Source organism: Helicobacter hepaticus ATCC 51449 (genome assembly GCF_000007905.1).
Lineage (GTDB): Bacteria > Campylobacterota > Campylobacteria > Campylobacterales > Helicobacteraceae > Helicobacter_C > Helicobacter_C hepaticus.
The window spans coordinates 1,268,033-1,286,456 of record NC_004917.1; the positions used below are offsets into that span (position 1 = coordinate 1,268,033).

At 35.9% G+C, this 18,424-nt stretch carries 18 protein-coding genes and 1 pseudogene; 12 read left to right on the top strand and 7 right to left on the bottom strand.

The window, feature by feature from the left end:
• Positions 1 to 152: 152 nt before the first annotated feature.
• Both HH_RS06330 and rimO read right to left on the bottom strand, forming a co-directional pair.
• Entirely contained in the window at positions 153 to 2,159 is a 2,007-nt protein-coding gene (locus tag HH_RS06330) for a methyl-accepting chemotaxis protein (RefSeq protein ID WP_011116150.1), read from the bottom strand.
• A 93-nt stretch (positions 2,160 to 2,252) separates the two neighbouring features.
• Complete coding sequence (gene rimO, locus HH_RS06335) at positions 2,253 to 3,599, bottom strand: 30S ribosomal protein S12 methylthiotransferase RimO (protein WP_011116151.1); 1,347 nt, start codon at positions 3,597 to 3,599, stop codon at positions 2,253 to 2,255.
• Between the two features lie 160 nt (positions 3,600 to 3,759).
• Between rimO and HH_RS06340 the strand changes: the two genes are divergently transcribed.
• On the top strand, positions 3,760 to 4,353 hold the full coding sequence (locus tag HH_RS06340; RefSeq protein ID WP_011116152.1) for an outer membrane beta-barrel protein: 594 nt from the start codon (positions 3,760 to 3,762) through the stop codon (positions 4,351 to 4,353).
• Here the strand turns inward: HH_RS06340 and fabI are convergent.
• Positions 4,350 to 5,180, bottom strand: a complete 831-nt coding sequence (fabI, locus tag HH_RS06345) for an enoyl-ACP reductase FabI (RefSeq protein ID WP_011116153.1) — start codon at positions 5,178 to 5,180, stop codon at positions 4,350 to 4,352. The two genes, HH_RS06340 and fabI, sit on opposite strands and share 4 nt — an antisense overlap.
• Before the next feature lie 132 nt (positions 5,181 to 5,312).
• Between fabI and HH_RS06350 the strand changes: the two genes are divergently transcribed.
• A complete protein-coding gene (locus HH_RS06350; protein WP_011116154.1) occupies positions 5,313 to 5,699 on the top strand; it encodes a hypothetical protein in 387 nt (128 codons plus the stop codon).
• An 11-nt stretch (positions 5,700 to 5,710) separates the two neighbouring features.
• On the opposite strand, the gene HH_RS06355 is transcribed toward HH_RS06350, so the two are convergent.
• Positions 5,711 to 6,418 carry a triose-phosphate isomerase gene (locus HH_RS06355; RefSeq protein WP_011116155.1) on the bottom strand — a complete coding sequence of 236 codons (708 nt, stop codon included), beginning with the start codon at positions 6,416 to 6,418 and terminating at the stop codon, positions 5,711 to 5,713.
• A gap of 176 nt (positions 6,419 to 6,594) precedes the next feature.
• Between HH_RS06355 and HH_RS06360 the strand changes: the two genes are divergently transcribed.
• From HH_RS06360 to HH_RS06370, 3 genes are all read left to right on the top strand, one after another.
• Complete coding sequence (locus HH_RS06360) at positions 6,595 to 7,656, top strand: cytochrome-c peroxidase (protein WP_011116156.1); 1,062 nt, start codon at positions 6,595 to 6,597, stop codon at positions 7,654 to 7,656.
• Positions 7,657 to 7,777: 121 nt separating this feature from the next.
• A complete protein-coding gene (gene polA, locus HH_RS06365) occupies positions 7,778 to 10,516 on the top strand; it encodes a DNA polymerase I (RefSeq protein ID WP_011116157.1) in 2,739 nt (912 codons plus the stop codon).
• A gap of 126 nt (positions 10,517 to 10,642) precedes the next feature.
• Positions 10,643 to 10,948 (top strand): hypothetical protein, encoded by a 306-nt coding sequence (locus tag HH_RS06370; RefSeq protein ID WP_011116158.1) that lies wholly within the window; start codon positions 10,643 to 10,645, stop codon positions 10,946 to 10,948.
• Positions 10,949 to 11,227: 279 nt separating this feature from the next.
• Here the strand turns inward: HH_RS06370 and HH_RS06375 are convergent, their stop codons facing one another.
• The 3 genes from HH_RS06375 to ribE are packed head-to-tail and all read right to left on the bottom strand — an operon-like array spanning position 11,228 to position 13,325.
• Positions 11,228 to 12,403 carry an ABC transporter permease gene (locus tag HH_RS06375; RefSeq protein ID WP_011116159.1) on the bottom strand — a complete coding sequence of 392 codons (1,176 nt, stop codon included), beginning with the start codon at positions 12,401 to 12,403 and terminating at the stop codon, positions 11,228 to 11,230.
• Positions 12,400 to 12,678 (bottom strand): EscU/YscU/HrcU family type III secretion system export apparatus switch protein, encoded by a 279-nt coding sequence (locus HH_RS06380; RefSeq protein WP_011116160.1) that lies wholly within the window; start codon positions 12,676 to 12,678, stop codon positions 12,400 to 12,402. Before HH_RS06380 ends, HH_RS06375 begins: the two co-directional genes overlap by 4 nt.
• 8 nt (positions 12,679 to 12,686) lie before the next feature.
• The gene (ribE, locus tag HH_RS06385; protein WP_011116161.1) at positions 12,687 to 13,325 is read right to left on the bottom strand and encodes a riboflavin synthase; all 639 of its coding nucleotides are present in this window, start codon (positions 13,323 to 13,325) and stop codon (positions 12,687 to 12,689) included.
• Positions 13,326 to 13,435: 110 nt separating this feature from the next.
• On the opposite strand from ribE, the gene HH_RS06390 reads away from it, so the two are divergent.
• The 7 genes and pseudogenes from HH_RS06390 (at position 13,436) to lptA (ending at position 18,380) form a co-directional block, all read left to right on the top strand.
• Positions 13,436 to 14,212, top strand: a complete 777-nt coding sequence (locus tag HH_RS06390) for a TatD family hydrolase (protein WP_041309370.1) — start codon at positions 13,436 to 13,438, stop codon at positions 14,210 to 14,212.
• 20 nt (positions 14,213 to 14,232) lie between these two features.
• Positions 14,233 to 15,357, top strand: a complete 1,125-nt coding sequence (locus HH_RS06395; RefSeq protein WP_011116163.1) for a lytic transglycosylase domain-containing protein — start codon at positions 14,233 to 14,235, stop codon at positions 15,355 to 15,357.
• 194 nt (positions 15,358 to 15,551) lie between these two features.
• Positions 15,552 to 16,268, top strand: a pseudogene (locus HH_RS06400) (septal ring lytic transglycosylase RlpA family protein); the annotation flags it as partial.
• Between the two features lie 25 nt (positions 16,269 to 16,293).
• On the top strand, positions 16,294 to 16,905 hold the full coding sequence (gene hisB, locus HH_RS06405; RefSeq protein ID WP_011116165.1) for an imidazoleglycerol-phosphate dehydratase HisB: 612 nt from the start codon (positions 16,294 to 16,296) through the stop codon (positions 16,903 to 16,905).
• Positions 16,902 to 17,396, top strand: a complete 495-nt coding sequence (locus tag HH_RS06410) for a KdsC family phosphatase (RefSeq protein ID WP_011116166.1) — start codon at positions 16,902 to 16,904, stop codon at positions 17,394 to 17,396. The genes hisB and HH_RS06410 overlap by 4 nt, the downstream gene beginning before the upstream one ends.
• Positions 17,377 to 17,910, top strand: coding sequence for a hypothetical protein (locus HH_RS06415; RefSeq protein ID WP_041309113.1), 534 nt, complete (start codon positions 17,377 to 17,379; stop codon positions 17,908 to 17,910). The genes HH_RS06410 and HH_RS06415 overlap by 20 nt, the downstream gene beginning before the upstream one ends.
• Positions 17,910 to 18,380: a lipopolysaccharide transport periplasmic protein LptA gene (gene lptA / locus HH_RS06420; RefSeq protein ID WP_011116168.1), complete on the top strand. Its 471-nt coding sequence runs from the start codon at positions 17,910 to 17,912 to the stop codon at positions 18,378 to 18,380. Before HH_RS06415 ends, lptA begins: the two co-directional genes overlap by 1 nt.
• Positions 18,381 to 18,424 lie beyond the last annotated feature (44 nt).

Consider the following 18,424-nt stretch of genomic DNA (forward strand, 5'->3'; position numbering starts at 1 on the left):
TCATAAACTAAGTGTGTTTAATTTATACATATTAAAAAGTAGCTTACTACTCAATGTGTATTTTTGATACATTTTAGACAAGATTTTTTTATCTTTTTTATTTTTCTTTATTTAACCTTAATGCTTTTTTTGAATGAAAAATAATTGAGAATTTATATTTTAAAAGTATCAATCATCTCATTAAGTGTTTTTGTTTGTGTGCCAAGTGTGCCTGAACTTTTTTGCATTTTTTCATTAATCTCTACAATTTGTGCTACACAAGAGGCAATCTTAATGCCATTATCTAAAATTTCTGATGTATTAGCATTGACTTTTTGCGCACCCTCTAAGTTAAGAAGTGATTTTTCCATTGCTTCTTGCACGATATTTGAGAGGGATTCTATATTGTTATGCATTATTTCGGATTGTTGTGTGAGATGATTCATAGATTGAGAGCTTTGCTCCATATCAGAGGAAATCTCATTGATAGATTGCAATATGGATTGAATAATGCTACTTGTTTCTGTAATGGATTTTTGAGTTCTCTCAGCTAGTTTTCTTACTTCATCTGCAACAACAGCAAATCCTCTTCCGTGTTCTCCTGCACGTGCAGCTTCTATTGCTGCATTAAGAGCAAGTAAGTTTGTTTGATCTGCTATATCGGTAATTGCTATAAGCACACTTTGAATATTTTTTGCTTCATTAGCAAGGGAGAGTATTTTTTCTACATTTTGATTTTCTTTTATTGTAAATTGCCCAATCTCCTCATTAATAGATTCTATGATATGTTTTGTTTGATTAACATCTAAAAGCACAGATTCTAATGTTTCCTTTGTTGCTTGAGAGAGTGTAATATTTTGCTCTATGATAGAGTAGCTTTTTTCTCCAAGTCCTGTGTTATTTTCAGAAATCTTAGCAATGTCTTTGGTGTTGCTATCAAGTTTGTGGGAAACATCTATAAGTATTTGTGTAATAGAGAGATTATTTTTTGTTTGTTTAATTACTTCTAAAAATACATTGTGAATATAGCGGATAAAAGCATTTACAGAATGTGCCATAGCAGAAATTTCATCATTGGCTAATACTTTAATTTGCTCTCTTAAATCTTTATTTTGTGTAATATAAGCAAGTTTGGTATTGACATTGTTAAGTCGTGTGAGAATGTTTTTTACCACAATAAAGCATAAAAAGAGTGTAAATATCATAATAACACCCTCAAGTATAAGCCATTTAATAAACTCGTTTTGTAATGTTTGAATATGTTGAGTGATAAAGCTATCAAGCCGATGGGCGATAAAATCTTCCACTTCTTTAAGCACATTAATTTTTGTTGTAATGGTATCAAACCATACTTTTGGTTCAATCCCAAAATTTCCACTATGACGTTTAGAATGCAGAATCTCACGCATTTGTTGGACTTGTTCAAAGCTTGGATTTTTAATTGCATTTTTGTAAAAATCAATGCTCTCTTGTGAGGCAATTGAGAGAAAGAATTTTATATACGCATCTTGTTCGGCAATCAAAGAGACAACTTTATTATAATTATTATCATTTGGCACACCATTGTGGGTAAAGATACCATTAATAGTAGCGCGTTCTAGTCCTGCACGTTCTTTTGCATATAAAAAGCTTGTATAAGCGACCATAGACTTAGCAAGTTGTGCATCATAAATGATTTTTGTAGATTCTAAAACACTATCAAGTAAAAAAGCTATCGTAGAAGTATAATAGCCAATAACTTGTGGCGCTATATTGATTTTATCTTCAATAGATTTATCTGCATCATTGCGAATCTGCTGTATTTTTGCCACAGATTCTAAACCTTGATGAAGTTGTGTAAGGTAGCTTTGGGGTAAATTGCTGCTTTGAGAGAGCATATCGCTTAGAGCTTTATGTTCTTTATCTGTGAGTAGCCTCTGCCCTTTAAGCTCATTTGCAAATTTTGTGCCACTACTTGCGAGAAATCCAGCACTCATACCTCGTTCTTTTTGCATTTCGTGCACAAGTCTTGAGAGCTGTTCGGAGATGTGAATTTGTTTTTGTAGGTTTTGTGCTTGAGAGATAGAATCAAGCGTATAAGAAAACTGAATAAAGAGAAAATATATAAGTGCAATAATGGGAATTGCTACAAGTGCAAGAATTTGAATCTTGATGCTTAAATGGCGAAGTGCAGAAGTCATATTATTCCTTAAGGCAAAAATCAGAGTGCAAAGTCTAATGTATTGTGCCTTAAATTGTTATTACATTTTTTATGTTTTTTACTGATAGATTTGCTAAAGGTGGGAGAGGGCTTTGCCAAAAAGAAAATTATCTTTGCATTGAGTAATTTGCACACGATAGTATCCTTCTTTAAGGAGGAGCATTTGATTATTGCTATCTACAATTTCACTATCATTTATCAGAATCTCCCCATCAATATCTTTGCCCCAAAGTTTTAATCGCGCTTTATAAAAATATTCACTTACTTCGCTTTTACCCTCAAGTATGGCATCTACTTCTTGTCCTACAAGCGCAAGATTATGAGCTTTGTATTGAGATTGGATAATTTTATTAAGTGTATTGATACGTTGATTTGTTATTTTTGTGTTAGGACGATTGGGCATAGAATCCGCAGCAGTGCCTTCTTGTGGTGAGTAAGCAAAAAGATTAATCCTATCAAAAGCAAAAGATTCTATAAAATCGTGTAGTTCTAAAAAAGCCTTTTCATCTTCATTGGGGTGTCCTATAATAAAGCTCGTGCGCACAAAGTTATGTGGCACTGCTCGCATCGCATTAAGGAGTTCTAAATGAGTAGCTTTATCCGCACCGCGCCTCATAGTTTTAAGCATAGCATCTGCAATATGTTGGATAGGCATATCAAAGTAGGGGAGAAAGCTTTTTGATTGTGCTATACTTTCTATGAGTTGAAGTGATGTGCTAGAGGGGTAAAGATAAAGGATTCTCGCACTTATAGGAAGATTAAGATTATCAACTGCACGGATAAGCTGCATAAGCCCATCTTTTTGCCCTAAATCACGCATATATGAACTAGAATCTTGAGCGATAAAACTAAAATCTCTAAATCCTTGATTATAGAGATTTGTCAATTCTTTGAGTGTGGATTGCAATGTGCGTGAGTGGAGTTTGCCTTTAAATTGTGGAATCGCACAAAAGCTACAAGCTTGATTGCAACCTTCGCTTAGCTTGATATAAGCGTGAAAAGATGAGCCAATAATCACGCGCTCATTGTGCTCATCTGCTAAAAAGACTTTAGCAGATTCTATACTGCGCCTTTGGGCTATCATACTATCAATTTTGTCATAATCGCTTACACCTGTGATAATATCAATCTCTGGTATTTCTTCTTTAAGCTCTTTGGTATAACGCTCTGCAAGGCAGCCGCTTACTACAAGCAATGCACCTCTCTTGCGATTGCTTGAAGCGTGAAAGATTGTTTGAATGCTCTCTTGCTTAGCAGATTCTATAAAACCGCAAGTATTAATGATAATCACATCAGCATTCTCAAGCTCTTGTGTGAGGGTATAAGATTGTAATCGTCCAAGCATTACTTCAGAATCTACAAGATTCTTTGTGCAGCCAAGTGAGATGAGGTGGAGGCTCTGTCGTTCTCTAAAACGCATTGTTTTTGAATCCTTTATAAAAATAAAAGACGCATTGTAGGCAAATTTGACTCAAATGTAACTTTATCACAGAATTAATTTTTCTTATGAGATACAATTCGCGCCTCAAATCATTTAAGATTTTGATTTGATATGCTTATAATCTTATAAAGGAGAGAAAATGAAAAAATTTCTTGCTTTTATATCACTTACTTTTGCATTCTGTGCTTTTGGAGCAGATGAGCAGAAATATCGCTTTATAGCAGGTGGAAGTATAGGTTCTCAAACCACTTGGTTTAAAAATGCTGATACAAATGTCAAATGGAGTAATATGGGTGAAACTTTATATAATGAAAAGGGTGGTTTAAGCGGACGCGGTGCGGTGGGTTTGCAGATAAATACAAGCCAAAAGCTTTTTACGCGTATCCTTGCTGAAATTACGCATTCAAACCTCTTAAAAAGCGATTCAAAGCCAACATATCGGAGCTATGGTATTACTTGGGAAGAAGGGTATAGATTCACTCCACGATTTTATACATTTGGCGGACCGGGTGTGCATTATGCACAACTTAAGCTCAATGATGAGAGCACAAAAGGATTTGGCGTGAATGTGAATCTAGGACTAGGTTTTGTGCTAAGCGATTTTGTCAGCCTTGAGGTAATGGGACGAGGTAGCTTTCCTTTAAGCGATAAGTTTAAGGAAATAGGAGCTAATAATAATGAATCTCTGCCTATGCGTATTGACTACCTCGCGAATATTATGATTGCTTTTTAAGAGCGCAAAATATCCCAACGAGGTGTGATTTTGCCATCGACTTGCTCGGTGGCGCACATACCCATAATATTATATCCTGCATCTACATAATGCACCTCTCCTGTAACACCACTTGCAAGAGGGCTTAGCAAATACATTGCAGCATTTCCTACTTGTTCAATACTCACATTTTCACGCAAAGGCGCATTTGCTTCATTCCATTTGAGCATAATATTAAAATCACTTATCCCACTTGCTGCCAAAGTTTTAATTGGACCTGCAGAGATAGCATTGACACGAATGCCTTGTTTTCCTAAGTCATAAGCGAGATAGCGCACAGAAGATTCTAAGGCAGCCTTTGCTACACCCATAACATTATAGTTTGTTACATATTTCACGCTTCCAAGATAAGTAAGAGTAAGAATAGCAGCATCTTTATTGAGTAAGGGTAACATCGCACGGGTAAGTTCAATAAGTGAATACACAGAAATTTCCATAGCAGTATTAAAGGCTTGTTTGCTTGTTTGGACAAAATCTCCTTCTAATGCGTCTTTAGGAGCAAAAGCTACAGAATGCACGATAAAATCAAATGTGCCAAAATCTTTTTTAAGTGCATCTGCAAGTGCGCTAAAGTGTTCTTCCTTACTTACATCAAGTTCATATACATATTTTTCACTGCCTAGTTCCTCTGCAATAGGGCGCACTCGTTTTTCTAAAGCCTCATTTAAAAATGTAAAGGCAAGTTGCGCACCTTGTGTTTTACACGCTTTTGCAATACCATAAGCGATTGAGCGATTATTTGCTACACCTACAATAAGCCCCTTTTTTCCCGCTAAGATTCCAGCCATATTTACTCCTTGAATAATTTATGCACTATTATACACTAGCTTGGTTATGTATAGACTAAAATATATTTGATTTTATTTTTTTGTAATTTTTGAAGGAATAAAATGTCTTTAAAATTTTTTAGGAGGAATCTTATGAAAAAGTTAGGTTTGGTTGCTTTTACATTTTTGTTTGTAGGGTGTTTCTCAAATTCGCCTACACCACAGCTAGAGCTAGAGAAAAATGTTGAGCGAAATATCGCAGAAAAAAATGAAGTTGTGTTCAAAGAGACTTATGGCAAGGTAGTTAATGAAGTAGATGCTCAAAAGCTTAATGAATGCGTAGCAGCAGCACTTACTAAGCAACTTACACAAAATGAAAAACTTTTTTTGGGTGGTAGTGCTAAAGAAAGGCTAGAGACTAAAGATGCTTCAGAGTCTGCTTTAAAGAAAATAAGTATTACAAGCAGTGAATCTAAGGCTGCAATTAAAACTTGTAGCGCTGCTATTGGTGTGGCAAAAGCGATCGGTAAGATAAAGTAAAGGTTTTTGTGCTATTTACTAGCACGAATAATATCCGTAAAGCTTTGTATATTGAGGCTTGCAGAGCCTACAAGCACACCATTTACGTAAGGAGTGCAAAGAATCTCTCTTGCATTTGTGGGATTCACACTGCCTCCATAAAGTAGCGGGGCACTTGTAAATGTAGCAAGCATCGAGTGAGTAGATTCTATTTGTTCTAAAGTCGCACTTTCACCTGTGCCAATAGCCCAAATAGGTTCATATGCAATAATAAGCTTAGGATAAGTGATGTCAATACCATCTAATTGTGCACCTAGAAAGTCTTTGAGCGCATTTTTACCCTTTTGTCGCATACTCAAGGGCTCACCAATGCAGTAATATATTTCAAATCCTGCTTCTGCATAGAATCTAAATTTTTTATTAATAAAATCTTGATTTTCACCAAAAAGTGTCCTACGTTCGCTATGCCCAATAATAAGGCGATTAATATTAAATTCTTGGAGTTGGCTTAGTCCAATCTCGCCCGTGAATCCCCCATTTTGTGCAAAATACGCATTTTGTGCGCCGATATGAAAATGCTTAAAATTATTCGTAAGTAATGCCGTATGAGAAGGAAAAATATCTACTTGAAGATGAGATGATGTTTGCATATCTGTGAGTATAGAATCTAGCTCTTTTGCAAAGGTAGCAACTTGAATGCGTGTGAGATTTGCCTTGAAATTACCAGCAATGATAGTCATAATATCCTCTCTTTAATTAATAAAGTATAAAAACAAAATTGTATCTTAAAGTTTTAAAGGTTTCAATTTAGACTTTATTTTAGATAATTTTTATTTTTAAATAATTATAATTAATAACTATATTTTATTAAAATTAAAAAAAGTATAGTTTCAATATTATCAATTAAGGAGAGGTTATGAAAACATATTTAGGAGTTTTGCTTGCCTTTAGTGTAATGCTCCAAGCTAATGATATGGTTTATGATAGTGCGCTTATTAAGAAAGCTAAAGAAGCAGGGCTTGTATCAATGCCTAGTGGGAAAAAGCTTAAGGATATCCAAATTCAAAAAGCCAAAGAATCTAAACTTGCAGAGGCTTATCCAAACAAAATGACAAAAGAACAAATTGAATTAGGCAAAAAGTTGTATTTTGACCCTCGTATTTCTAGTTCTAATCTTATTTCTTGTAACACTTGTCATAATGTGGGACTTGCAGGTGTAGATATTGTGCCTGCAGCTATTGGGCATAAATGGACCCACAATCCCTCTCATTTAAATTCTCCAACGGTGTATAATTCTGTGTTTAATAGTGCGCAATTTTGGGACGGGCGCTCTGCACATTTGGGAGACCAAGCTCAAGGACCAATCCAAGCTGCACCTGAAATGAATGCTCAACCCAAAGTTGTTGTTGCTAAGATTACTTCAATTCCAGCATATGTTGAGGAATTTAAAAAAGCTTATGGTAAAGATGTAAAGATTGATTTTAAACTCATTGCTGATACAATCGCAATGTTTGAGCATACTTTAGTTACACCTGCTCGTATTGATAAGTTTTTAGACGGAAGCTCAAGGGCTTTAAACAAGGAAGAGCAAGAGGGTTTAAATATCTTTATTAATAAAGGTTGTGCTGCTTGCCATAATGGAGTGAATCTTGGTGGTTCAATGCAGGCTTTTGAAGTGGCAAAGAGTTATAAATATAGAAAAGTTGGTGGCTTTGCAGGAAATAAACAAGGTTTGGTGAAAACACCTACATTGCGCAATGTAATGGAAACAATGCCTTATTTTCATAATGGGCAATTTTGGGATATAAAAGATGCCATTAAAGAAATGGGAGGAATACAGCTTGGCGTAAAAATTAGTGATGATGAGGCAAAAAAAATTGAAAGCTTTTTCAATACTCTTACAGGGGATAAACCTCAAATTATTTATCCTATGCTTCCAGCTGTAACAAATAAAACTCCAAAACCTACTTTTAGATAATTTGCAGACATTTAAGATTCTACTTACTAGTGTAGAATCTTAAATGATTTTACAACATTTGCAAATACAATATTTTTCAGTTATGATTTCGCATTTTACCTCTCTAGCAAAGTGAGTTTAGATGAATACTTTGAGCGTTATTGATACTTTTGGGTTTTTTTTTCGGAGTTTTTACGCCCTGCCACCATTAAAAAATAAGGAAGGATTCCCTACAGGACTACTTGTAGGATTTTGTAATTTATTACAATCCCTTTATAAAGACCCCTCTTGCACTTATTTAGCATTTGCACTTGAGGGTGGAGGCGAGAATAAAAGAAGGCAAATTTATGATGCTTATAAGCGCAATCGCCAACCTCCACCACAAGAACTACTAATGCAGCTTCCTATTGCGATTGAATGGATTGAAAAAATGGGCTTTTTGAACATTAGCATTGAGGGCTATGAGGCTGATGATGTGATTGCCTCAATTAATAAAGTTGCTAATGCACAAAATATTGTTGTGCGTATTATTAGCCACGATAAAGATCTTTACCAGCTTATTGATGAGAATACTTATATTTATGATCCTATTGGAAAAAGGGATATACGAGAGGCTGAGTGCTTATACAAATATGGTGTAAATCCTAAAAACTTTATAGATTATCAAAGTCTTGTTGGGGATACGAGCGATAATATTGTAGGTATTAAAGGCATAGGAGCAAAAAGTGCTCAAAAACTCATTACGCACTTTGGCAGTATTGAATCTCTGTATGAGCGTGAAAGTGAGCTAGAAGAGGTTGTTACACCGCGTATTGCTCATCTTTTACGTGAAGGAAAGAACAATGCCTTTTTAAGCAAAAAGCTTGTAACACTTTATGATGATTTACTTGAAAATATTGATTTGAGTAAGTGTTTGATGCCAGAGAGCAATCCTATGCTTAAAATTTTAGATGAGCTTAAAAAATATGATTTGAAAAATATTATTTCCAAAGTGCAATCTCCACACGAACGATACGCGCAAAAAAGAAGTGCGCAAAAAGGTATAGGTTCGCTCAATGATATGCCCGATGTGATAGAATCTTCTTCATCTGCGCAAAGTTTTAGCTTTAAGGCACATTTACTTGATAATTTTACGGCTTTAGAAGCTGTGCTTGATTCTATCCCTAGTGGTGCGAAGATAGGGTTTGACTGCGAAAGCGATAGTTTAAATATGCAAGAAGCAAATTTAGTTGGATTCTCATTTTGTTTTGATGGAGAGAATGCTTATTATGTGCCAGTAGGGCATCATTATTTGGGTGTAGGGTGTCAGCTTACACATACTCAAGCAAAAATAGCTTTAAAGCGTATTTTTACATATCCACTTATTGGACATAATCTTAAATTTGATTTGAGTCTTATTTTTCACACTTTAGAGTTAGAGCACACAGGGGAAATTTATGATAGTATGATTTTAGGGTGGCTTTATGATAGTATTGCACCTATAGGGCTTGATAAGCAAATGCTTAAATGGTTTAATCATACAATGATTAGCTTTGATTCTGTGGTGGCAAAAGATGAAAATTTCTCACAAGTAAATATTGCTGCAGCTACACAATATGCAGCAGAAGATGCCATTGCAACCTTTAGGCTGTATCATAGGTTAGAAGAAGTATTTTATAAGCGTGAATGGAGTAGCATACTTGAACTTGCAAATAAGCTTGAATATCCTTTTATTAAAGTGCTTCTCGCAATGGAATGTGAGGGGATTAAAGTAGATATTCCACTTTTGGAATCTCTCAAAGAAAAAGCGAGTGAGCATATTTCGCAACTGAGTGCACAGATTTTTGAACTCTGTGGAGAGACTTTTAATCTCAACTCTCCTCAACAGCTCGCACACATACTTTTTAATCGTCTTGGATTGAAGGCAGGACGCAGTGTTAAAGGTGGATTAAGCACCGATGAGCGAACACTTCTTGCGATTATTGATGCCCACCCTGTAATTGCGCTTATTCTTGACTATCGTGAAGTAAATAAACTTAAAAGCACTTATATTGAGCCATTACTTCGTTTTGGTAGCGCAAATGATAAACATAGAATCTATACATCATTTCTTCAAAGTGGCACTGCCACAGGGCGATTGAGCTCCAAATCTCCAAATCTCCAAAATATCCCTGTGCGGCGAGAGGAGGGGCGCAAAATTCGTCAAGCCTTTATCAGTAAAGAAGGACATAGCCTTATTAGTATTGATTATTCGCAAATTGAATTGCGACTTTTGGCACATTTTTGCAAAGATTCTTCACTTATAGAATCTTTTAAACAAGATAAAGACATTCATTTTGAGACTGCTGCACGACTTTTTGGGGTAGAGTTAGCCGCGCAAAAACGTGCCATTGCTAAATCTATTAATTTTGGGCTTATCTATGGTATGGGGAGTAAAAAGCTTGCTCAAACATTGCAAATCTCACTTAAAGAAGCAAAAAACTATATAGAGAGTTATTTTGCGCTTTTCCCTACTATAAAGAATTTTTTAAATGCTCAAAAGGAATTTTTGCTTGAAAATGGATATTCGCAGACATTGCTTGGGCATCGGCGATATTTTGACTTTAAAAATGCTACGGATTTTATGAAAGCAAACTTTTTACGTGAGGGGATAAATTCTATTTTTCAAGGGAGTGCGGCAGATTTGATTAAGCTCTCAATGTGTGAGATTCACAAGCGATATGGACATAGTGATTTTAAAATGCTTTTGCAAGTGCACGATGAGCTTATTTTTGAAGCCCCACAAGAAAAAGCACATATTTATGCACAAGAGGCAGCGCAGATTATGAATCATATCTATGAGCTTGAAGTGCCGCTTAAATGCGGTATCTCCATAGGCAAAAATTGGGCAGAGCTTAAGTAGATTCTCTAAAATTACACACTTTGAGTGAAGTAAATCCTTACCCTTAAGGATTCTATAAAGAAGTATGGAATATCATACGCGAATATATGGGGGCAAAGAGTTATTTGCTTGGAGCGGGAGGCATAAATGGCTCATATAGATAAAAAGATAGAATGCTTAGGAACATCTTTTCTTTGTAATGAATTATATGAAGTAAAGCTCAAACACGACAAAAGACAAGAAGTTGTTTTTAGGGCTATTCAAATTTCTCGGGATAGATTGGGCAATAAACTTGCTTATCTCAAGCCAAGAGCATATTTTGCAAATGGACAATCTGTATGTTTGCAGATGTTTTTGAGCTTTTGTGATTTAAATACACTGCAAGTGTGCGATGAAAAAGAAAAAGAGAGACTCGCACGATTAAAAGAACTCTCTGATATTGACATTAAGTGATTTGGCTATTTTGTAACAATGTTCAAGGTTAAAATGCTAAAATCTCCTCTGGAGCAGCATTACCCCATCGTTTTTGAATATTGAATACCGCACTTTACAAAAATAATATCCTAATATCAAAATAATTTTTTAGTAATGGTTAGGTGTATTATTTGGGTTGTTACTTTGTATTGCTTCAGGCTTTACAGGATATAGGTTACTTTAAGGAAGTAAAAAGAAATACTAAATAATGAATAAATATAGAATCCGCGTGATTTTTGGATAAATACACACTTGGGCTTATTCCAAATGCTCTCTTTTGCGATAAATCAAAATCCCAAAGATTAAAAAGAGTATAAAAGGCAGGATTTCGCACATTGTTTTAAAAGCGGTAAAAAATCCAACATCATAGTTTGCTACTTGCACATAGAGCTTCAAATAATGGCTAATAGGTAAAATTGTGTGCCAAAATGTCGCAAAACTCCCCATAGAATTTACAGGAAAGGTAAGTCCGGCAAAAGCAAAGCTTGGAGCGCAATAAATCGCAGCCACAGCTAAAGCACGCGTATGATCTTTAAAAAGTGCATAGACAAATACCCCCACCCCTGCATAGGCAAAAAAAGTAAGCAATGCCCCAAGATAAAGTGTGATATAACTCCCGCGACATTCAAAGCCAAGAGAATGAAAAAATATCATCATCACTACCCACCATAATGAAAAAATCCCCGCATAGGCAAAAACCTTCGTGAGAATATAGACATATGCGCTGATTCCATCGGGCATTTGACTTTTTTTCCCTTTGACAAAGCCCACATCACTTTCATCGCGTGCTAAAGAATTAATCACACAAATAATAATAAGCATAATCCACGAGCAAGGTAAAATCCCTGTGAGTAGGAATTGTGCATAGCTATTATTGATATTATAAAGTGGGGTGATTTGCATTAAAATAGGTGAGCTTTTCGCTAATGCAGCATCAATATTTTGCGTTTGAATAAGATTTTTGCCAAGTTTTGCTTTGACATTGCTTGTGAGAATGAGTTGCTTAAACGCACCTTCAATGGATTTTGCCACAAGCACAAGCTGTGCGTTGTAATAAATAGGAATTTGGGTAAGCACTCCCTTTTTTGCGTGAGTTTGAAGTCCTTTAGGAAATACGACTACTGCGTAGATTCTAACATTACTTATATCTGACTTTGCTTCTGTGAGGCTTGCATAAGCTTTAGTAACACTCACAGCTGGAATTGCATCAAGGTTGCGCGCAAGTTCTTGGCTTAAAGGGCTTTTGTCTAAATCCACAATGCCAATAGGTGCGCCTCGCACAAAGCTTTGAGAAAACACTCCCCATACAAAAAGCCCAAGAAGCAAAGGAGCGAGTGTGCAAAGAAAAAGTGAGAATCTATCCTGCACGAAGCCATTAAATTCGCGTCTGAAAAAATGGATAAGATGTGTTAAGTAGGCTTTTTTATATTTCACTCAATGTCCTTGCTTAATTGAGCAGCTTTTTCACATTTTAAAAGCCATACAAAAACTTCCACCACAGCATTATACATCTCCGGTGGAATATGAGAATCAAGAGGGATTTCCAAAAGAGAATCCACAAGTAGCGGATTACTAAAAAGTGGCACATCAAATTCTTGTGCTTTGGCGATGATTTTGAGAGCAAGTTCATTTTTGCCTTTTGCTACGACACGAGGGGCGCTGTCATTTTGTGCGTTATAAGCAAGTGCAACAGCTTTCTTATCTTTCATTTTTTACCTTAATACCCGAGTGAGAGTGTATCAATATCACGCCAAGAAAGAGGTTTGTTGAAGTTATGTGTAGTGCCAAAAATAGATTTAAGTGTGCTTACTACGCTGCGCGTGATAATATCTGTTTCAATATTAAGCCTTCTGCCTACTTTAAATTTCCCAAAAAGCGTATTTTGCAATGTATGAGGGATAAGTGTGAGTTTAAAGGCTTTATCATTGCATTCTATTGCTGTGAGGCTTATGCCCTCTACGCATACCGAGCCTTTAGGGATAATCAGAGATAGAATCTGCGGGGAAGATTGTATCCAAAAATCGCTTGAATCTGCGTGGTGCTCAATATGGCTGATGCACCCTATCGCATCAATATGCCCTTGCACAATGTGCCCATCGAATCTATCACCCACTTGTAAAGCTGGCTCTAAATGCACAAATGCACCTTGTGTATAGTTTTCAAGCGCTATACTTTGTTGTGTGTGTTGGCTTAATTCCATTGTTATGCCATTTTCAAAAAGTTTCATAGCTGTTAAACACGCGCCATTAATAGCAATAGAATCCCCAAGTTGTGCCTTATAAGGTGTGATAATTTCAAGAGTATTATTTGTGAAACTCTTTACTTGGGCGATTTGACGAACTAATCCACTAAACATTAAAATTCCTTAGTTTGTTAAAGATAATTATGTTAGAATCTTGGCTTTATTCTAGCACAATTAGTATAATTTTAAGGATTTTTGGGCGTATGAGTGCAAATTTTAGATATATGGTAGATACACATTGTCATTTGGATTCTCAAAGTTTTGAGAATGATTTAGAGCAAGTAATTGCGCGTGCGTATGAGCAAAATGTCGCTAAAATCATTATTCCAGGTGCAGATATACGCACATTACCCCTTGCACAAAATATCGCTCATACTTATCCTAATGTATATTTTGCTGCAGGAGTGCATCCTAATGAGATTGTTGATTTTGATATAAAGGTGCTTGAAGAGTATGCAAAAGATGAAAAGTGTATTGCTATTGGAGAGTGTGGGTTAGATTATTATCGTTTGTCTGAAATATCACAAAACGAAAATGAAAAAGAGACAATAAAGCAACAACAAAAGCAATGCTTTATCGCACAAATTGAACTTGCTTTAAATTTACAAAAGCCGCTTATTGTGCATATTAGAGAAGCAAGCGCAGATAGCTTTGAGATTTTACAGGCTTATCCTCAGGCGCGTGGAGTGTTGCATTGCTATAATGCAGATAGAATCTTGCTTAAACTAAGTGAGCGATTTTATTATGGAATCGGTGGAGTTTGCACCTTTAAAAATGCTCGGCGAATTATTGAAGCGCTTCCGCTTATACCAAAGGAACGCATTGTGCTTGAAACTGATGCACCTTATCTCACGCCTCACCCATATAGGGGGACGCGCAATGAGCCGCATTATATTCCATTGATTATGCGTCAAATTGCTCAAGTGCTTGGTATGAGTGAAGAGGAAGTGATAGATATAAGCACACACAACGCTATTACGCTTTTTAAAGAGATTCAATAAAGAAAGAGGAAGGAATGCCAATGAAAAATGCAAAGTGTCATATATGTTTGATAATTTTTGCTTTATTTTGTGTAGTAAATGTGTCATTGAGCGATGAAAATGGTTTTTATACAATGACACATAATAGAAGTGCAAATAATGTGCTTAATTCATTCGGGGTACATACAGCTTTTATTGCGACTATCGCAGATGATGCAAGAGCACAGAAAATACAAGAGAAATGGAAGTATTTTGTGCAACGTTTTGAGCATAGTTATGAATTTATCCCTACATTAAAAAATATGATGGCGCGAGAGCAGATTCCTCAAGAGTTTTTATTTCTTGCTATGGCAGAATCCGAATTTGCCCCGAGTGCAAAAAGCTCTAAAAAAGCCATAGGTATTTGGCAGATTATGCCAGCAACGGGTAAAAGTTTAGGCTTAGAAATTAATTCATATATTGATGAGCGTAGAGATCCGATTAAAAGCACAGAGGCAGCAATAAAGTATCTTAAATATCTTTATGATGCCACAGGTGAATGGTATTTGGCAGCAATGGCATATAATTGTGGGCTTGGACGCTTAAAGCGAGGCATTGAAGAGGCAGGAGGCGATAAGCGCATTGAAACGCTGCTTGATGATGAGGCTCAATATATTCCAGCTGAAACACGCAATTATATTCGCACAATTTTGGCTATGAGTTTGCTTTTTAATGATGTAGATTTTCTTAAAGCGCAAAATGCTGATTATTTACTTAATCGTGGGGCAACAGATAGTATTACAAGTGTGAGCATTAGGGGTGGAACATCATTAAGTGCGATTGCAAAAAGTGCGAGGATTCCATTAGGTGAATTACAAAAGTATAATCGTCATTTTACGCGTTCTTTGCTTCCACAGGGTAATAAGCGCTATAATGTCTATATTCCTTATGATAAGCTGCGCACTTTTAAGAGATATTTTAATGAAAAAAGCTATCCTCAAGCTTCATTTATAACCCATATTGTGCAAAAGGGCGAGAATCTAGGTTCTATTGCACGGAATTATAAAATTTCGCTCAATCAACTACAAGCGGCAAATAATATCAAAGGTTCACATATCGCAATTAATCAAAAGCTCATAATTCCTGTGCTCAAAGGCAAATCTACGACGATTGCCGATAATAGGTAGAGTAAAGGAATAGAATGAAAGGTCTAAAAAAAATACAAATTGCTATAAGTTTAAGTGTGTTGTGTGGGCTGTTTTGGGGTTGTTTAGGAAAAGATACACAATGGAATGAGAACGGGGTAAAAGCAAAGGGTTTTAATGAAAGCTTTAATGATTTAGATGCTTTTAATCAAGGTATTACACCTAATATTGGTGGAAACTCTATGCGAGAATCACCTGCTATACAAGAGGCTACTATGCGCCCTTATCAAGTTGCAGGGAAATGGTACTATCCTGAAAAAGTGAGCCTTGGAGATAAGTTTGATGGATATGCAAGCTGGTATGGTCCAGATTTTCATTCTAAAAAGACATCTAATGGTGAGACTTATAATATGTATGCCCATACTGCTGCACATAAGACTTTTCCGATGAATACAGTTGTAAAAGTGCTTAACGTTGAAAATGGTAAAAGCACCATTGTGCGAATTAATGATAGAGGTCCATTTGTGGAAGGGCGCATTATTGATTTAAGCAGTGCCGCTGCACACGATATTGATATGGTAAAAGTTGGCACAGCAAAAGTGCGACTAGAAGTAATTGGATTTGGTGGCGTTATTAATAAGGATGCTAAAGTGCAGAATGTGGAGAGCGAAGATATTTTAAGCAATGAGTTTAAAGTCGCTAACACTCCAAAATCAGTAAATGGTGGGGATTTCGCTATTCAAGTGGGAGCGTTTAGGCGATATGAAGGCGCACAAATCACTCAAGAACGATATTCGCATATGCCTCCATATCAGAGTGTGATAAAAGAATTTGAACTTAATGGTGCACCTATTTATCGTGTATTTTTGCGGGGATTCCAAAGTGAACAAGAAGCGCGTGATTTCTTAAAAAAGAATACGCAGATTCAAGGAGGATTTTTTATCCGTGACTAAAAAAGAAAAACTAAAGGAGTGAGGTATGCAGGAAAGAATGGCAAAAAATGTTATAGAGATTTCGCGCACAACAAAAGAAACAGACATTAGCTTGAAACTTCTTGTTTATGGCAATGGTAACGCACAGATTCAAAGTGGAATAGGCTTTTTTGACCATATGTTGCAATCGCTGACCAAACACTCCCTTATAGATTTGGAGCTTGCGTGTAAAGGTGATACATTTATTGATGGGCATCATAGCGTAGAAGATTGTGGGATTGTATTAGGGCAAGGATTAGCTCAAGGCATTTACCCTGCAGCAGGTATTGAACGATTTGGCAATGCAAGTATAGTAATGGATGAAGCGTGTGTGGAGTGTGATATTGATGTGAGCAATCGTGCCTTTCTTGTCTTTGAAACAAATGCCTATAAACTGCCATTCAAAGGTAGAGTAGGCGAACTTGATGTAGAATTGGTTGAGGAGTTTTTCCGTGCACTTTGTTTTAATGCTCATTTGAGTGCACATATTGTCCTTAAACGAGGCAAAAATCTTCATCATATTATTGAAGCGATGTTTAAAGCTTTTGGTGTATCTTTGCGCCGCGCACTCACATTAAATCCAAGAATCCTCACTCCATCAACAAAAGGTGTATTATGATAAAACTTTTAGTCTTTGATGTTGATGGGACATTAAGTGATGGTAAAGTGTATTATTCGCAATCGGGAGAAGAAATAAAAAGTTTTAGCACGCGTGATGGTTTAGCGATTAGTGTATGGAATCGTCAAATGCGCCGCGCAAGTGCTATTATCACAGGTAGAGAATCTGATATAGTGCGCAAGCGTGCAAAAGAGCTAGGCATAGAGCATATTTTTATGGCGTGTGAGCATAAAGGTAAGGTATTACAAGATCTTGTATCGCAACTTAAAATGGATATGTCTGAAGTGGCTTGTATTGGTGATGATTTAAATGATTTGAGTATGTTTAAAATTTGTGCAAAGGCGTATATGCCAAAAAATGGCGCAAAAGCACTCAAAAAATATGCGTATAAGATTCTTAAACACTCTGGCGGTAATGGTGCAGTGCGTGAAATGATAGAAGATGTCTTAAAACTTAATGGAGATAAAAAGCTTGAAAAATATTTCTTATAGAATCTATGCTTTTTTTATTGCGTTACTTGGTTTTAGTTTGAGCAGCATTGTATTTTTTACTTCCAATAATGAACTTTATGCGAATATTGGTAAAGAAGTGCCAAACATTGAAATATCAGATTTTACGCTTTATCTTTTAAATGCGCAATATACGCAAGCAATTTCGCAAGGGAGAAAAGCACTACGTTTTGAAGACCACGAGGAAATTTATGATATTTTTGTCAATCAAATAAATAATAAACTTAATGAATATATGTATGCCCCTTTTGTATTGAGTAAAGATAATCTTTATACTTTTTCTCAAGGTGCAGATTATTTGCGCGTAGATGGTTTGAGCTTTTGGAGTAAATGGGGTGTATATGATTATCACAACCGTATTTTTAAGGGCAAAGGAGATTTTGTCTTAGAAAACCACACGACCCGAGCAACAGGGAAAAATATTTATTACAATATGTTTAAAGGGGATTTGAGAGCAGATTCTATCAAGGCAGATATTGCTATGGGAGAAAGATAATGCGCTGGATTGTGAAATGCGTATGCGTATGTATGTGTATGAATGCAGCAGATACACTTGAAGTAAGTGCAAAGGTGTTTCAGAGTGATTTAAAAAATGGGCTAACAGAATTGAGTGGTGAAGTGTTAGTTGTCAAAGGTGAGGATAAATTATGGGCAGATAAGGTTGTAATTGAGACAAACAAAAAAAACAAACCACAAAAATATACAGCGACAGGCAATGTAAGATTCTATGCTAAGATGCCTAATAAAGAAATGAGAGGAAAAGCAAAGAAAGCAGTCTATAATGTGATTAAAGATGAATATCAGCTTATAGATAGTGCTATGCTTGAGGAGATTGGAAAAAAAAATATTATTAGGGGTAATATGATTGTTTTTAATCCACAATCTCAAGAGGCTTTTGTTAAGGGTTCAAGCCAAAAACCCGGAATGATGACTTTTATTATGGAAGATAAGAAAAATGAGAAATAACATAAATCAAATGTATATCTTTAGAAAAGGGCAATGAGGCAAAT

Bases quoted from the DNA above. Each gene is read 5' to 3' on its own strand.
- HH_RS06380 (WP_011116160.1), bottom strand. From the start codon at position 12,678: ATGAAAGATAAGAAAGCTGTTGCACTTGCTTATAACGCACAAAATGAC.
- rimO (WP_011116151.1), bottom strand. From the start codon at position 3,599: ATGCGTTTTAGAGAACGACAGAGCCTCCACCTCATCTCACTTGGCTGC.
- HH_RS06395 (WP_011116163.1), top strand. From the start codon at position 14,233: ATGAAAAATGCAAAGTGTCATATATGTTTGATAATTTTTGCTTTATTT.
- HH_RS06390 (WP_041309370.1), top strand. From the start codon at position 13,436: ATGGTAGATACACATTGTCATTTGGATTCTCAAAGTTTTGAGAATGAT.
- HH_RS06360 (WP_011116156.1), top strand. From the start codon at position 6,595: ATGAAAACATATTTAGGAGTTTTGCTTGCCTTTAGTGTAATGCTCCAA.
- HH_RS06410 (WP_011116166.1), top strand. From the start codon at position 16,902: ATGATAAAACTTTTAGTCTTTGATGTTGATGGGACATTAAGTGATGGT.
- HH_RS06355 (WP_011116155.1), bottom strand. From the start codon at position 6,418: ATGACTATCATTGCTGGTAATTTCAAGGCAAATCTCACACGCATTCAA.
- fabI (WP_011116153.1), bottom strand. From the start codon at position 5,180: ATGGCTGGAATCTTAGCGGGAAAAAAGGGGCTTATTGTAGGTGTAGCA.
- HH_RS06350 (WP_011116154.1), top strand. From the start codon at position 5,313: ATGAAAAAGTTAGGTTTGGTTGCTTTTACATTTTTGTTTGTAGGGTGT.
- HH_RS06330 (WP_011116150.1), bottom strand. From the start codon at position 2,159: ATGACTTCTGCACTTCGCCATTTAAGCATCAAGATTCAAATTCTTGCA.
- lptA (WP_011116168.1), top strand. From the start codon at position 17,910: ATGCGCTGGATTGTGAAATGCGTATGCGTATGTATGTGTATGAATGCA.
- hisB (WP_011116165.1), top strand. From the start codon at position 16,294: ATGCAGGAAAGAATGGCAAAAAATGTTATAGAGATTTCGCGCACAACA.
- ribE (WP_011116161.1), bottom strand. From the start codon at position 13,325: ATGTTTAGTGGATTAGTTCGTCAAATCGCCCAAGTAAAGAGTTTCACA.
- HH_RS06340 (WP_011116152.1), top strand. From the start codon at position 3,760: ATGAAAAAATTTCTTGCTTTTATATCACTTACTTTTGCATTCTGTGCT.
- HH_RS06370 (WP_011116158.1), top strand. From the start codon at position 10,643: ATGGCTCATATAGATAAAAAGATAGAATGCTTAGGAACATCTTTTCTT.
- polA (WP_011116157.1), top strand. From the start codon at position 7,778: ATGAATACTTTGAGCGTTATTGATACTTTTGGGTTTTTTTTTCGGAGT.